Origin of the sequence: Bacteroides salyersiae (assembly GCF_031172035.1) — a bacterium.
Classification (GTDB): Bacteria; Bacteroidota; Bacteroidia; order Bacteroidales; family Bacteroidaceae; genus Bacteroides; species Bacteroides salyersiae.
The window spans coordinates 1,190,910-1,205,467 of the sequence record NZ_CP133452.1; the positions used below are offsets into that span (position 1 = coordinate 1,190,910).

Annotated in this window: 14 protein-coding genes and 1 tRNA gene; 9 read left to right on the forward strand and 6 right to left on the reverse strand. The window is 45.6% G+C overall.

Annotated elements, in window-relative coordinates; genetic code table 11:
* From RB604_RS04390 to RB604_RS04430, 9 genes are all read left to right on the forward strand, one after another.
* Positions 1–753, forward strand: coding sequence for a uroporphyrinogen-III synthase (locus tag RB604_RS04390; protein WP_309008724.1), 753 nt, complete (start codon positions 1–3; stop codon positions 751–753).
* Between the two features lie 79 nt (positions 754–832).
* The gene (gene rnpA / locus RB604_RS04395; RefSeq protein ID WP_055293955.1) at positions 833–1,213 is read left to right on the forward strand and encodes a ribonuclease P protein component; all 381 of its coding nucleotides are present in this window, start codon (positions 833–835) and stop codon (positions 1,211–1,213) included.
* Positions 1,210–1,431, forward strand: a complete 222-nt coding sequence (gene yidD / locus RB604_RS04400) for a membrane protein insertion efficiency factor YidD (RefSeq protein WP_005927884.1) — start codon at positions 1,210–1,212, stop codon at positions 1,429–1,431. The genes rnpA and yidD overlap by 4 nt, the downstream gene beginning before the upstream one ends.
* Positions 1,432–1,437: 6 nt before the next feature.
* The gene (locus RB604_RS04405) at positions 1,438–2,079 is read left to right on the forward strand and encodes a TatD family hydrolase (protein ID WP_007479505.1); all 642 of its coding nucleotides are present in this window, start codon (positions 1,438–1,440) and stop codon (positions 2,077–2,079) included.
* A 68-nt stretch (positions 2,080–2,147) separates the two neighbouring features.
* The gene (tyrS, locus tag RB604_RS04410; RefSeq protein WP_005927879.1) at positions 2,148–3,440 is read left to right on the forward strand and encodes a tyrosine--tRNA ligase; all 1,293 of its coding nucleotides are present in this window, start codon (positions 2,148–2,150) and stop codon (positions 3,438–3,440) included.
* A gap of 79 nt (positions 3,441–3,519) precedes the next feature.
* A tRNA-Gln gene (locus RB604_RS04415) sits at positions 3,520–3,590 on the forward strand.
* Positions 3,591–3,932: 342 nt separating this feature from the next.
* A complete protein-coding gene (gene kduI, locus RB604_RS04420; RefSeq protein ID WP_005927876.1) occupies positions 3,933–4,775 on the forward strand; it encodes a 5-dehydro-4-deoxy-D-glucuronate isomerase in 843 nt (280 codons plus the stop codon).
* Between the two features lie 153 nt (positions 4,776–4,928).
* A complete protein-coding gene (locus RB604_RS04425; protein ID WP_005927873.1) occupies positions 4,929–5,723 on the forward strand; it encodes a gluconate 5-dehydrogenase in 795 nt (264 codons plus the stop codon).
* Between the two features lie 82 nt (positions 5,724–5,805).
* The gene (locus RB604_RS04430) at positions 5,806–7,047 is read left to right on the forward strand and encodes a BT3233 family polysaccharide utilization protein (protein WP_055293957.1); all 1,242 of its coding nucleotides are present in this window, start codon (positions 5,806–5,808) and stop codon (positions 7,045–7,047) included.
* 119 nt (positions 7,048–7,166) lie between these two features.
* Here the strand turns inward: RB604_RS04430 and RB604_RS04435 are convergent, their stop codons facing one another.
* From RB604_RS04435 to RB604_RS04460, 6 genes are all read right to left on the reverse strand, one after another.
* Positions 7,167–7,544 carry a hypothetical protein gene (locus RB604_RS04435; protein WP_229103644.1) on the reverse strand — a complete coding sequence of 126 codons (378 nt, stop codon included), beginning with the start codon at positions 7,542–7,544 and terminating at the stop codon, positions 7,167–7,169.
* Positions 7,545–7,610: 66 nt separating this feature from the next.
* Positions 7,611–8,549 (reverse strand): tRNA epoxyqueuosine(34) reductase QueG, encoded by a 939-nt coding sequence (gene queG, locus RB604_RS04440; RefSeq protein ID WP_055293962.1) that lies wholly within the window; start codon positions 8,547–8,549, stop codon positions 7,611–7,613.
* Positions 8,550–8,567: 18 nt separating this feature from the next.
* Entirely contained in the window at positions 8,568–9,224 is a 657-nt protein-coding gene (locus RB604_RS04445) for a polysaccharide deacetylase family protein (RefSeq protein WP_055293964.1), read from the reverse strand.
* 6 nt (positions 9,225–9,230) lie between these two features.
* The gene (locus tag RB604_RS04450) at positions 9,231–12,587 is read right to left on the reverse strand and encodes a glycosyltransferase family 117 protein (protein WP_055293967.1); all 3,357 of its coding nucleotides are present in this window, start codon (positions 12,585–12,587) and stop codon (positions 9,231–9,233) included.
* A 329-nt stretch (positions 12,588–12,916) separates the two neighbouring features.
* Positions 12,917–13,666, reverse strand: a complete 750-nt coding sequence (locus RB604_RS04455) for a metal ABC transporter ATP-binding protein (RefSeq protein ID WP_055293969.1) — start codon at positions 13,664–13,666, stop codon at positions 12,917–12,919.
* An 8-nt stretch (positions 13,667–13,674) separates the two neighbouring features.
* Positions 13,675–14,556, reverse strand: coding sequence for a metal ABC transporter solute-binding protein, Zn/Mn family (locus RB604_RS04460; protein ID WP_055293972.1), 882 nt, complete (start codon positions 14,554–14,556; stop codon positions 13,675–13,677).
* Between the last annotated feature and the right edge of the window lie 2 nt (positions 14,557–14,558).

Below are 14,558 nucleotides of genomic sequence, written 5' to 3' on the forward strand. Positions count from 1 at the left end.
TTGAAAATTAAGAAAGTACTTGTGTCGCAGCCAAAACCTGCTTCAGAGAAATCTCCCTATTACGACATTGCCGAAAAGTATGGCATAAAAATAGATTTCCGCCCCTTTATCAAAGTAGAAAGTGTTTCTGCTAAAGAGGTCAGACAACAGAAAGTGTCAATCCTTGACCACACAGCTGTCATATTTACTTCGCGTCATGCGATTGATCATTTTTTCCATCTTTGCACGGAGCTTCGTGTGACTATTCCGGAAACAATGAAGTATTTTTGTGTAACGGAACAAGTTGCACTTTATATTCAAAAGTATGTGCAATACCGCAAGCGCAAGATATTCTTTGGCGCTACAGGTAAGATTGAAGATCTGATTCCTTCTATTGTGAAACATAAGACTGAGAAATATCTCGTGCCGATGTCGGATGTGCACAATGATGACATCAAGAACCTGTTGGATAAACATAATATCCAGCATACGGAGGTAGTGATGTATCGCACTGTTAGTAATGACTTTGGCAAGGATGAAGAATTTGACTATGATATGTTGGTATTCTTTAGTCCGGCCGGTGTTTCTTCGCTGAAGAAGAATTTTCCGGATTTTGATCAGAAGAATATTAAGATCGGAACATTCGGCTCTACAACAGCACAAGCTGTTCGTGATGCCGGGCTTCGCTTGGATTTAGAGGCTCCTACCGTACAGGCTCCTTCTATGACAGCCGCTTTGGATATGTTCATTAAGGAGAATAACAAAGGAAAGTAATTAATAAATGACAAACGACGAGCTACAAGTGCTGCGCACGTGCGTGTGCTTGTAGCTCGTTGTTTTTTATATCGTACGGATGAATACATTGTGTAAAACTGAAAGGCTTCATAGTAAGATTGTTATTGAAAAGATGTTTGCGGGCGGTTTTTCACGTTCGTTTTCCGTCTTTCCTCTGCGTGCGGTGTATATGTCTGTGGAGCAGCAGGAAGTGCCTGTGTCTATCCTTATCAGTGTCCCCAAAAAGCGGTTTAAGCGGGCGGTAAAGCGTAATCGGGTAAAACGTCAGATACGTGAGGCTTACCGGAAGAATAAGGGTCCGTTGTGGCAGGTTCTGCAAGAAAAAGGACTTGGGTTGACGATTGCTTTTATTTATCTGTCGGATGAGCTGTGCCGTACTGAGGAAATAGAAGAGAAGGTAAAAGTGTTGTTGGCCCGTATCGCGGAGAGGCTGGAATGAAGCGTCTGTTGTCGTACATATTATTGATTCCTATCTATTTTTACCGGGCATGTATTTCTCCTATGCTCCCTCCCTCCTGCCGTTTTACTCCGACTTGTTCGCAGTATGCCATCGAGGCGATTAAAAAACACGGTCCTTTTAAGGGTTTTTATTTAGCTGTAAGACGGATACTGCGTTGCCATCCCTGGGGTGGTTCCGGATATGACCCTGTACCTTAGTTGATTATGAAACTGTTGGATATACATTCTCATCATTTGTCCGAAGATCCTTTCCGGGCAATCTTGAATATTCGTTTTCCGAAAGATAAGTTCTTTCCGGAAGCAGGACGGTTTTATTCTGTAGGTGTACATCCGTGGGAAGTGACGTTGGAAAATCGGATAGACTGGACTTTGTTTGAGGAGTTGGCCGGGCATCCGCAAGTGCTTGCTATTGGCGAATGCGGTATGGATAAACATGTTTATCCGGAGTTATTGATGGCTCAGGAACGCATTTTCTCGCGTCAGTTGGCTGTTGCGGAAAAGTTAGGAAAACCGGTTTTGATTCATAATGTGAAGTCTACCGGGATTATCGGACTTCTGAAAAAGAACGCTTCCGGTCATATCCCCTGGATTCAGCACGGTTTTCGCGGAAAGCCGGAATTGGCTTTGGAAATGCTGCGTTCGGGCTTTTATCTTTCTTTGGGGATTCGTTATAATGAGGATTCTTTACGGGTAATACCGCTTGACAGACTCTTTTTAGAGACGGATGACAGCGAGACGGATATCTGCCAAGTATACGAGAGGGCAGCTCGTACGTTGGGAATCTCCGTAATCAAACTTACGGAGCAGATACAGCATAATATCAAGAAAGTTTTTTTTAATGGATAAGAGTTGTTTCTTCAAAGAAAGAGTCGTACTTTTGCCCTGACTAAATATTTAAAAACTAATATCATTCGATGAATTTTGTAGAAGAATTAAGATGGCGTGGCATGCTGCAAGATATGATGCCGGGCACAGAAGAATTGTTAGCTAAGGAGCAAGTAACAGCTTATCTCGGGATTGACCCGACGGCTGATTCATTGCATATTGGTCACTTGTGTGGCGTAATGATGCTCCGCCACCTCCAGCGTTGTGGTCATAAACCGTTGGCACTCATCGGTGGTGCGACAGGTATGATTGGTGATCCGTCCGGTAAATCGGCAGAGCGCAATTTGCTGAATGAAGAGACTTTGCGTCATAATCAGGCTTGTATCAAGAAGCAGTTGGCCAAGTTTCTGGATTTTGAATCGGAGGTACCGAATCGCGCAGAGTTGGTGAATAATTATGACTGGATGAAAGATTTCACTTTCCTTGATTTTGTTCGTGAAGTGGGTAAACATATTACTGTGAACTATATGATGGCAAAAGACTCGGTAAAGAGACGTCTGAACGGGGAAGCCCGTGACGGGTTGTCATTTACGGAGTTTACTTACCAGTTGCTTCAGGGATATGACTTTTTGCATTTGAACCAGACTAAGGGTTGTAAGCTTCAGATGGGTGGTTCGGATCAGTGGGGCAATATCACTACGGGTGCCGAGCTGATACGTCGCACGAACGGAGGAGAGGTCTTTGCTTTGACTTGTCCGTTGATTACCAAAGCGGATGGCGGTAAATTCGGTAAGACGGAATCGGGTAATGTATGGCTCGATGCGAAATATACTTCACCGTACAAATTCTATCAATTCTGGTTGAATGTCAGCGATTCGGATGCGGAACGCTACATCAAGATATTTACTGCTCTTTCAAAAGAGGAAATCGATTCATTGATTGCAGAGCATCAGCAAGCCCCGCATCTGCGTGTGCTTCAAAAACGTCTGGCCAAAGAGGTGACGATTATGGTTCACTCTGAAGAGGACTATAATGCGGCTGTAGACGCTTCTAATATCTTATTTGGTAATGCTACTTCCGATGCATTGAGAAAACTCGATGAAGACACGCTATTGGCGGTTTTCGAAGGTGTTCCGCAGTTCGAAGTGTCTCGTGATGTATTGGCTGAAGGTGTGAAGGCGGTCGATTTGTTTGTAGACAATGCGGCTGTATTTGCATCAAAAGGTGAAATGCGTAAGTTGGTACAGGGCGGAGGCGTCTCTCTGAATAAAGAAAAGTTGGCCGCATTCGACCAGGTGATTACTACGGCAGATTTACTGGATGAGAAGTATTTACTTGTTCAACGGGGCAAGAAGAACTACTATCTGATCATTGCTAAATAAAAAAAATGCCAAAATATTTGGAGATTTAGTTGCATAGCACTATCTTTGCACCGCTTTTTAACAGAAAGCACAGCGAGTTTGTCCTATGGTGTAATGGTAGCACAACAGTTTTTGGTTCTGTTTGTCTAAGTTCGAATCTTGGTAGGACAACAAAATAGAAATCCCCGGTGATCAATGATCGTCGGGGATTTTGCTTTTTCTGCCATCCGGCTTCTCTTTATTTCGAACAACAATTGGGGGGCAACGTAAAATTCTGAGGAATTAATGTAAAAATGATCTTTCGGTATTTCTGAAAAAATATTGAATGGTACTTCTCTAATTCGTATTATAGTTTGTTAAACGCTTCGTTTATTATCTGTCTGTGGACAATATTGATAGATAATAAGAACAAAAATGCAAGGTTTTGCCATTTTCTTTTTCTATTTTTGCATCGTGTACGCAAACGACGTGCACCTGAACTGTAATATTATAAACTATTTAAATAAATAAAGTATGAAAACGAACTATGAAATTCGCTATGCTGCGCATCCGGAAGATGCAAAAAGCTACGACACTACGAGAATCCGTCGTGACTTCTTGATTGAAAAAGTATTCTCAGCTAACGAAGTAAATATGGTATATTCTATGTATGACCGAATGGTGGTCGGTGGTGCAATGCCGGTAGGAGAGGTGCTTAAACTGGAAGCGATCGATCCGCTAAAAGCTCCTTACTTCTTGACTCGTCGCGAAATGGGTATTTTTAATGTAGGTGGTCCCGGTGTGGTGAAAGCCGGTAATGCAGTATTCGAACTCGATTATAAAGAAGCCCTTTATTTAGGTTCGGGAGACCGCGAAGTGACTTTCGAGAGCAAAGATGAAAAGAATCCCGCCAAATTCTATTTCAACTCATTGACTGCCCACCGCAATTATCCGGATAAGAAAGTGACGAAGAAAGATGCTGTGGTTGCAGAAATGGGATCGTTGGAAGGTTCTAACCACCGTAATATTAATAAAATGCTGGTGAATCAGGTATTGCCTACCTGTCAGTTACAAATGGGTATGACGGAACTGGCTCCGGGAAGTGTGTGGAACACAATGCCGGCACACGTCCATAGCCGCCGTATGGAAGCTTATTTCTATTTTGAAGTACCCGAAGAGCATGCTGTATGTCATTTCATGGGTGAGGTGGATGAAACACGTCACGTATGGATGAAGGGTGACCAGGCTGTCCTGTCTCCCGAATGGTCTATTCATTCGGCTGCCGCTACGCACAATTATACATTTATCTGGGGTATGGGAGGAGAAAACCTTGACTATGGAGATCAGGACTTCTCGTTGATTACAGACCTTAAATAAGGATACAATGCACTGATGTGCCAATGTATCAATTTAAACAGGCTCTAAGAAATAGCTTAATAAGAACAATTAATTAACAATCTTCGTGCTGGATGTGTGAATTAGTACCTTTGCCGGTATGTTGGCACATTGGCACATTAATAAATTATTATTATGGTAAACTTTTCATTAGAAGGTAAAGTAGCACTGGTAACAGGTGCGTCTTACGGAATCGGTTTAGCTTTGGCCACTGCTTTTGCTCGGGCCGGTGCAAAGATTGTGTTTAACGATATCAAGCAGGAACTGGTGGATAAGGGTCTTGCTGCTTATCAGGCTGAAGGTATCGAGGCTAAAGGATATGTATGTGATGTGACCAACGAAGAGCAGGTAAACGCTATGGTAGCTCAGATTGAAAAAGAGGTAGGCGTTATTGATATTCTGGTAAACAATGCAGGTATCATCAAGCGTATTCCGATGCATGAAATGACTGCTGCCGAATTCCGTCAGGTAATCGATATCGACTTGAATGGCCCGTTCATCGTGTCAAAGGCTGTTATCCCTTCTATGATTAAAAAAGGTCACGGTAAAATTATCAATATCTGCTCGATGATGAGTGAGCTGGGACGTGAAACTGTATCGGCTTATGCTGCTGCTAAAGGCGGCTTGAAGATGCTGACTAAAAATATCGCTTCTGAATACGGTGAATTCAACATCCAATGTAATGGTATCGGCCCGGGCTACATCGCTACTCCACAGACTGCTCCATTACGCGAGATCCAACCGGACGGTTCGCGTCATCCGTTTGATTCGTTCATTATAGCTAAAACTCCGGCTGCCCGTTGGGGAACTCCGGAAGATCTGGCAGGACCTGCTGTGTTCCTGGCATCGGATGCTTCTGACTTCGTAAACGGGCATATATTGTACGTTGACGGCGGTATTCTGGCATACATCGGAAAACAACCGAAATAAGAGACAAAATACAGTTATATACTGTAGGGCGGGGGAGAACTCCGCCCTTTCGGGTTTTTATAATCAAAATAACGACAGAAAGATGAAAAAACTATTTTTCTTTATTGCAACTGCTCTTGTATGTTTCGCTTGTAATGAGAGCAAAACGGTTACTGTAACGGTAACGAACCCAACTGCTATGGAGCGTGCCGGTGAAATGGTGGAGGTATCCATGAGTGATGTTACTTCTAAATTGCAATTGGCCGATACGGCACAAATTATTGTACTCGATGCTGACGGGCAACAAGTACCTTATCAGATTACTTATGATGAGAAAGTGATTTTCCCGGCCACGGTAAAGGCAAACGGGACTGCCGCTTATACTATTCAGGCAGGTGTGCCGGCTGTTTTCGATACGAAGGCATGCGGACGCTATTATCCCGAACGTGTGGATGATGTGGCATGGGAGAATGACCTGGTTGCTTTCCGTGCTTATGGCCCGGCTTTGCAGGCTACCGGCGAACGTGCTTTCGGCTATGATGTATGGACCAAATACAACACAACGGAACCGGTTGTAGAGGCCCGTTATGCAAGCGAATTGAATCCGGAAACTAAAGCGAAGATCGATGAGTTGAAGAAGACGGATCCGAAAGCAGCGAGTGAGCTTTACCGCTCTGTTTCTTATCATGTAGATCATGGTAATGGGTTGGATTGCTATAAAGTAGGGCCTACACTGGGTGGCGGTACGGCTGCCTTGATGGTTGATGACGAGATTGTTTATCCCTATTGCTATGCTACGCAGGAAATTCTGGACAATGGCCCCTTGCGTTTTACTGTGAAGTTGGTGTATAACCCATTGACAGTGAAAGAGAATACGGATGTGGTAGAAACTCGTCTGATCTCTCTGGATGCAGGTTCGCATATGAACAAGACGGTTGTTGCTTACAGCAATCTGAAAGAAACGACTTCTGTAGTTACCGGTATTGTTCTCCATGAACCGGATGGTGCTGTTGTAGCCGATGCCGCTAACGGTTATATCACTTATGTAGACCCGACGGATAACGTAAACAACAATAATGGAAAGATTTTTGTTGGTGCGGCTTTCCCTGCTACGGTAAAAGAGGCTAAAGTTGCTCTTTTCCCGGAGAAAGAGAAGAAAGAATTGCGCGGTGGGGCAGATGGCCATGTATTGGCTGTCAGTGACTACGAGCCGGGTTCGGAATACACTTATTACTGGGGAGCTGCATGGGACAAGGCTGATATCAAAACGGTTGATGCCTGGAATGAGTATGTAGCTGCGTTTGCACAGAAGTTGCGGGCCCCGTTGACGGTGACCGTACAGTAAGATTAAGAATACTTCAAATAGAAAAAAAGACCGTTGTGGAGCATGATGCTGTGCGGCGGTCTCTTTTTTATGCTCGGAAAATGACTCTAATCATCGTGCATGATGCTTTTTACCTGTTCTCATTTATGGACGGCGCCATTTTTCTGGGGAGTTCCGGGAGTACTTCTTCCGTTCTTTATATACTGCTGTAAGAGTGCTCTCAATTCTTCTACGATATCCGGATGTTCTTTGTATACATTATGTTTTTCTCCCGGATCCTGATCCATGTCATAAAGTTGGATGGGAGGTAATGAGGCAATTGCTTCTTTGTCTGCATTGGGTTTCGGATAGCTCCAGCCACCGGATCTGGGTGAGCATAGTAATTTCCATTTCCCTCTTCGTATGGCAAATTCTCCACGGATGGAATGATGTACGGTGGCTTCCCGTATTGTTTCAGGTTTGGCGGGATCCTTGATTAACGGCAGGATATCGTAACCTTTTATTTCTTTTATTGGCATTCTCTCAAAAATTGTCACTGCCGTCTCATGTTTGACTTTGCCGGATAGGGGCGATGCGATTGGAGCTTATTCGTTACTTTCCACCTGATGTATGTTTCTCATTAGTCCGGCATATTTGGCCCTTTTTACGGCACTTCCTTTAAAAAGAGTTCTGTATTGCTCTTCTGTCAGTGTGTGCCAGTCTTCTTTCTCCATCTGCATAAAGAGCTCTGTGGGTTGCAGGTCCGGTGCCTGGCAAGGGGTGGCAAACTTGTTCCAGGGACAGGCTTTCTGGCATTCGTCGCAGCCATATATTTTATTGCCCATTTTTTTGCCCTCTAAGAGAGGAATGGCGTCGCGGTTCTCAATGGTAAGGTAAGACAGGCAACGTCTTGAATTGAGCAAAAAAGGGGCCTCCAGTGCTTTCGTAGGGCAGGCCTGTATGCATCGGGTACAATTGCCGCACCGGTTTTTCTGTGGCTGGTCGTATTCGTCTACTTCCATATCGAGAAACAATTCTCCTAAGAAAAAGCAGGAACCGGCATGTGGAATGATGAGCTGGGTGTTTTTTCCTATCCAGCCGAGCCCTGCGCGATAGGCCCAATAACGCTCTAATACGGGGGCGGTATCACAGAACACACGGCTTTGCAAGGGTAGGGGAGAGTGTGCGGAAATGTATGCCTGCAACGCGGTCAGTCTGGTTTTCATCAAGTCGTGATAGTCTTTGCCATAGGCGTACCAGGCAAACTGGTATTGGTCTTCCCGTAATTGCCGGGCAGGATAATAATTGAGAGCTACGGACAGAATGGTACGTACCCCTTCCATCAGCAGGCGGGGATCGAGGCGTTTGTCAAGATAGTTGCCCATATAATTCATGTTCGCCTGCATTCCTTGTGCCTGCCATCGGCTGAAAGCGTCGGCAATGGCTGTGTTTACCGGTTCTGCCGGCGCCATTCCGCATGCAGAAAAGCCGAGGCGTAGAGCTTCGGCTTTTATTTGACTTGCAGAAAGGGTTTTTACCTCCATGGTTTTGCTTTCACGATTTTATTTTCTGTTATTGCCGTTGTCCGGTGAGCTTCTCCGGGCAGGAAGCACTTTAAAGGCATAGCCCTGTTGTTTCAGGTATTCGATTGAACGGGGCAAAGCGTATTGCAGATTCCCATTGTTCCACGATTTTAGTGAGTCGTGGAAGGTGATGATGGAACCATTGCGCACATACCGTTTTACATTGGCCAAGACCTGCTCGGGACGTCTCTTTTTACTGTAATCACGTGTCACTAAATCCCACATGATGATATCATAGTGTTGTTTTAGTGTGTGATATTGCTTGAAGCCCATATGTCCGTGTGGCGGGCGGAAGAGGTCGGTCTTCATTTCCCGGTTGGCGAGATCGGTGTTTTTTAGGTATTCGTCGGCAGAGTATTCGAATCCGCGAATATGGTTGAATGTATGATTCCCGATCCGGTGCCCGCGTTCGACGACCATTCTGAATATATCCGGATATTTCCGTATATTATCGCCTACCATGAAAAAGGTGGCCTTGATGTCGTATTTATCCAGCAACTCCAATACCCACGGAGTTACTTCCGGGATGGGACCATCGTCGAAGGTCAGATAAACAGCCTTCTCGTCGGGACTCATCCGGAAGATAGCTTTCGGATATAGAGCGCGGAAAATCCACGGTGGTTGCTCTATAAACATTGCCTTTTATCTTGCTCCTTTCATGCGGGAAACATACATGCCATACAATTCGTCCAGTTTGCCGGAATAGTTGTCTGACAGTTTTGATTTATATTTCTCCATGAGTTTCAATTCTTCGTTCAGCAGAGCGATGTGGTATTCGAATTCCCGTGATGATACGAAGAATTGCGAATTGTCCAGACTGAGATACCAAGTGAGGTATTCGATGGCTTTATTGGCCAATGCGTCCATAATCTTATCTGCTTTTTCTGTCTCTCCCAACTGGTAATAGGCTTCTGCCATTTGTACGGCACCGTTCTGCCAATCGTAGGGAACATTGTAAGCAGGGATCATCTTCTCTGCATAATCCAGTGCTGCGAGGGCTTTGTCTTTTTTGCCCTCTTTCATCAGCTGCTCTATCAACTGGGCGAACACACGGCGGTGTGTGTAGCACATGCGCATTACGTTTTCGTCAATGTAGATGCCCGGTTTGTCGATGCCGCCGAATTTGAACTTGTTCATCAGGTTGTCATACATCTTTTCGCTGTCCACGGTTGTTCCTAACTTTTTGGTTTCGAACGGTGTGAAGCGGGAAGCGAGACCTTCCTGGATAAAGTGTTTGTCCATGCCTAACTGATTTTCCCGGCCTACGGTGATGGCCATATACATCGGCCGTTCCCAGTTGGCATGCGCCAGCATTTCGAGCATCATCAGCTCGCTTTTGTAAAGTGCGCGTTTGGGTCTTCCGTTGTCATCTCTCAGCAGGATATTCATGTGATCGGGGATTGAATCGCCCAATGCTTCCGGAATCTTCATACCACTGCGGCGTACGGCTTCTTTATCGATTTTGATGACGATACTGTCAGTCGGGATAACGTGTAACCCTTCTTTCTCGGAACGTATCCAGTATTTGAGGATGTTCTTTAATTCGTAGGGATCTTCTCCGAACTCGTTACGGACATTCTGCAAGGCCTCCGGATTGTCGCTGCTGTTTGCCTGGGCATAGAGGGCGTCGATGGTCTGTTTGATTTCCGGACGGATCTGAATGTATTCATTGGTTCCTTCTACGTATTCTACACGGTCCCATGTGATGGGGAGTGACGGGGAATCGTAAGCCGGGCGTTTCATTTGGTCGATGTACCAGTCCGTTTGCAGATAGCTCAGGTTGCAGGTACGGGCATCGGTACGGAAACCTTCCGTCTCTTGATTGTACCATAAGGGGAATGTATCATTGTCACCATTGGTAAAGATGATCGGATTGCCGCTTTCCTGTAAAGACATCAGGTAGTTTTGCCCGAAATCACGTGCGACGTAACGTCCCGAACGGTCATGATCATCCCATGTCTGGCTTGCCATTTGGATGGGAACCAGCAGACAGAGTACTGAAACAAGGACAGACGTCGGAAGTTCCTTCATTTTGGCGTAGTCCTGCAAGAGCTTGATGATACCTGCCACGCCCATACCTACCCAGATGGCAAAGGCATAGAAGGAGCCTGCATATGCATAATCTCGTTCACGGGGCTGGCTCGGGGTCTGATTCAGATAGAGCACAATGGCAATACCGGTCATAAAGAACAGGAAGAATACTACCCAGAATTGCTGTACGCCTTTCTGTCCCCGGTAGGCTTGCCAAAGGAGGCCGATAATACCTAAGAGCAGAGGCAGGCAGTAGAATACATTGTGTCCTTTGTTGTCTTTCAGTTCTTGCGGAAGCAGGCTCTGGTCGCCTACCAGCCAGTTGTCGATGAACGGGATGCCTGTAATCCAGTTGCCATGTTCTATTTCACCGCTTCCCTGGAGGTCGTTTTGACGTCCGGCAAAGTTCCACATAAAGTAACGCCAGTACATGAAATTGAGCTGGTAGCGGAAGAAGAACTTAATGTTTTCCCATTGGGTCGGAATGTTGACCATGATGGCATTGCCGCATTCGTCGTAAGGGACGTCGACACCGTCGATATCTACCCATCCTTTGTATTGTGCTGCGTGTGCGCTGCTGTACATACGCGGGAAGAGCATGTTTTGTGCATATTTATATTCCACACGTCCGGGAACCTCGATGTACGAGTCTTTTTCGTCTGCGGATGTTTTTTCTTTACGGATATATTTGGTGGTACTGTTGGCTTCTACAGGAACGCAATATCCGTCTTTGACTTCCAATTCTACTTTTGAAGAGTAGGCCTGTCCGTAAAATAACGGACGGGTTCCGTACTGTTCACGTCCCAAGTATTCGCCCAGTGTGAAGATATCTTCGGGAGAGTTTTGGTCCATCGGAGTGTTGGCCGTTGAACGGATAACGATCAGGGCATACGACGAATAGCCTACCATGATCATCATGGTACAGAGTAGGGCGGTATTCATGGTGCGTGCAGATATCTGGTATTTCTGATCGAGTTTTTTTGCGAACAGGTAAAGTCCCAAGGCTGCCAGTACGATAATACCGATAATGACACTGCTTGCTCCGTGTCCGTAGAATGGGATACCCAACAGGGCAATGGTAAGCATAAAAGAGATATTCATGCGTGGGCGGCTGGTTTCCGTATAACTTTCGTATACTCCCCAGATGATGCTCGCTGCAAGTATAATGATATAAACAATAACACCGGTATTGAATGGCAGCCCCATGCTGTTGACAAAGAGCAGTTCGAACCATCCGCCTACTTTTACAACTCCCGGTACAATGCCGTAAAGTACGATTCCTACCAGTACCATAGAACCGAAAAGGGCCAAAAGCGAACCTTTGGCATTGGCGTTGGGAACTTTTTTATAATAATATACCAATACGATGGCGGGTAAACAAAGCAGGTTCAGCAAGTGAACACCGATGCTTAATCCTGTGAGATAGGCGATCAGGATGATCCAGCGATCACTGTGTGGCTGGTCGGCCACATCTTCCCACTTCAGAATCAGCCAGAATACAACGGCTGTGAACAGGGATGAATAGGCGTAAACTTCACCTTCGACGGCACTGAACCAAAAGGTGTCGCTGAAGGTGTATACCAATGCACCGACAAGTCCGCTACCCATAATGGTGATCAGTTGACCGGTCGTAATGTTGTTTTCGTCCTTGATAATGAGTTTGCGTACCAGATGGGTGATGCTCCAGAAAAGGAACAGAATACAGGCACCGCTCATCAGGGCGCTCATGTAATTCACCATTTTGGCCACGGTGGTGGCATCGGATGCAAATTGTGAGAATAGGTTGGCTGTCAGCATGAAGAAAGGTGCGCCGGGCGGGTGACCGACTTCCAGTTTATAGCCGGTAGTAATGAACTCGGGACAATCCCAGAAACTGGCTGTCGGTTCTATTGTCATGCAATAGACCGTGGCAGCGATAATGAAAGTAAGCCAACCGACGAGGTTGTTTACGGTTTTGTACTGTTTCATTAAAACGATAGTTGTTTATTCATTAACATGTTAAGTGGGCGCAAAGATAATGATTTACATGTATAAAGAAGTGGAAAGGGAGGAATAATTATAAGATTTTAGGAAGAAGCCTATACGGGATGTCCGTCGATATGCTTTGTTTGCGGAGTGTGCAGGTTGAATAAAGGTGATAAGGCAGTCGCTCTTTTATGTTTTTTCTATTGCTTTTTTACTGTTTCACAATTGTGAGGAGAGCGTCTCATGGTTGTGAGACGCACGTCTCTCATATGTGAGGAACTCGTTTCACAACTGTGAAACGATTAAGACTCTTATTGGTTTCTCTCTTTCCTCTAATGATGATGGTGATGCTCTCCCAGTACGCGGTGTGGCAATGTACCGTGCCCTAATAATTCGATAGGGCAGTTGAAGTTACGTTCCAGCCACTCTGTCGTGACTTCCGTATCCGGGTGATAATCCAGTGTTTCGTTGACGCAGGCGATGGACTTGACCTGTTGCAGTACCGTGCCGATGTCGTGACTCACAAGGATAATGGCGCATTCTTTGTTTATTTCTGCCAAAAGCTCGTATAGGCGGGCTTCGAAACGTTTGTCTATGTAAGTACTCGGTTCGTCGAGGATAACGACCGACGGGCCACTGACAATGGCACGCCCCAATAAAGCACGTTGTAATTGTCCGCCACTGAGTTGTCCGATCGCACGGCTTTCCAAGCCTTCCAGTCCCATACGGGCGATGGTTGAACGCACTTTCTCGCGTTGTTCGTCTGTAAATCTACTGATGAGTGACTTTTTGGAACTGAGTCCGGATAATATTACCTCTTCAACGGAAATAGGAAATTTACGGTCGATCGTATTGTATTGCGGGAGGTAACCCATAGTCGAAATATTGTATGTAATCTTTCCGGCTGTAGGTTTTAATAACCCTAAAATGCATTTGATAAGAGTTGTTTTTCCTCCTCCGTTGGGGCCGATAATGCCTAAGAAATCATTTTCATAGACAGTAAGGTCGATGTCATGCAGCACGGTACGTCCGTCATATCCGGCGGAAAGTCCGTGAACTTCTATTATCGGTTGTGTCGTCATCGGATCGTTTATTGTTTATCGTTGTTTGCCAATGCCCGGGCAACTGCCTGCATTTCTGCTTCCCAGTCGTAACTGAGAGGATGGATGGGGACAATTCTTGTCCGGGTTTCTTTAGCTATGATTTCTGCATTACGATGATCAAACTCGGGTTGGATGAAAATAACACGGACGTCTGCTTGGCGGCAAACATCTACCAACTCTTTCAAATGGGCAGGAGAGGGCTCCTTTCCGCCCTCTTCGATGCTGATTTGTTGCAGTCCGTAATCGCGGGCGAAATAGGAAAGGGCCGGATGATAAATCATAAATGTCCGGGTAGCACCGGGCTCTTTCAAGGTTTCCCGGATAATGCTGTCTGTTTGTATGATACGTTGGCTCAGACTGTCGTATCGGGCCAGATAATAGGCTTCGTTCTCTTTATCCAGCTGACAAAGCGCTTTGTACGTATTACGCGCGATGATGAGGGCATTGCCGGTCGAATTCCAGATATGTGGTTCCACGCCTCCGGCATGGCGGTGGTCTCCGTGAATCTCTTCTTCTTCAAAAATGAGGTCTACATCTTTCGACGTATCGAATACTTGAATGTGTGGGGTATTGTCTGTGAGACGATCCATCCAGACTTGTTCGAAGCCAATATAGCCGATGCGGAAATAGGCTTTGCTGTCTCCAAGTGAAACGAGCTGTTGGGGCGTCGGATCGTAGGTTTCCGGACTGCTGCCTTTGGGTACGATGCTGATGACATCGAATTTATCTCCGGCAATGGCTTCGGTGAAATAACGTTGCGGCTCGATGGTGACGGCAATAACCGGCTTCTCGTTATTTTGTTTTGGCTTTCCTGTATTGCACGATGTCAGGCAGATGATTATCAGGAGAAGAGCGAAGATATGTCTCATAT

What these genes read in the sequence shown, in the direction of transcription:
- RB604_RS04430 (WP_055293957.1), top strand. Translation starts at nt 5,806, where the DNA reads ATGAAAAAACTATTTTTCTTTATTGCAACTGCTCTTGTATGTTTCGCT.
- queG (WP_055293962.1), bottom strand. Translation starts at nt 8,549, where the DNA reads ATGGAGGTAAAAACCCTTTCTGCAAGTCAAATAAAAGCCGAAGCTCTA.
- tyrS (WP_005927879.1), top strand. Translation starts at nt 2,148, where the DNA reads ATGAATTTTGTAGAAGAATTAAGATGGCGTGGCATGCTGCAAGATATG.
- RB604_RS04425 (WP_005927873.1), top strand. Translation starts at nt 4,929, where the DNA reads ATGGTAAACTTTTCATTAGAAGGTAAAGTAGCACTGGTAACAGGTGCG.
- RB604_RS04405 (WP_007479505.1), top strand. Translation starts at nt 1,438, where the DNA reads ATGAAACTGTTGGATATACATTCTCATCATTTGTCCGAAGATCCTTTC.
- RB604_RS04445 (WP_055293964.1), bottom strand. Translation starts at nt 9,224, where the DNA reads ATGTTTATAGAGCAACCACCGTGGATTTTCCGCGCTCTATATCCGAAA.
- RB604_RS04435 (WP_229103644.1), bottom strand. Translation starts at nt 7,544, where the DNA reads ATGCCAATAAAAGAAATAAAAGGTTACGATATCCTGCCGTTAATCAAG.
- RB604_RS04450 (WP_055293967.1), bottom strand. Translation starts at nt 12,587, where the DNA reads ATGAAACAGTACAAAACCGTAAACAACCTCGTCGGTTGGCTTACTTTC.
- RB604_RS04455 (WP_055293969.1), bottom strand. Translation starts at nt 13,666, where the DNA reads ATGACGACACAACCGATAATAGAAGTTCACGGACTTTCCGCCGGATAT.
- kduI (WP_005927876.1), top strand. Translation starts at nt 3,933, where the DNA reads ATGAAAACGAACTATGAAATTCGCTATGCTGCGCATCCGGAAGATGCA.
- yidD (WP_005927884.1), top strand. Translation starts at nt 1,210, where the DNA reads ATGAAGCGTCTGTTGTCGTACATATTATTGATTCCTATCTATTTTTAC.
- rnpA (WP_055293955.1), top strand. Translation starts at nt 833, where the DNA reads ATGAATACATTGTGTAAAACTGAAAGGCTTCATAGTAAGATTGTTATT.
- RB604_RS04460 (WP_055293972.1), bottom strand. Translation starts at nt 14,556, where the DNA reads ATGAGACATATCTTCGCTCTTCTCCTGATAATCATCTGCCTGACATCG.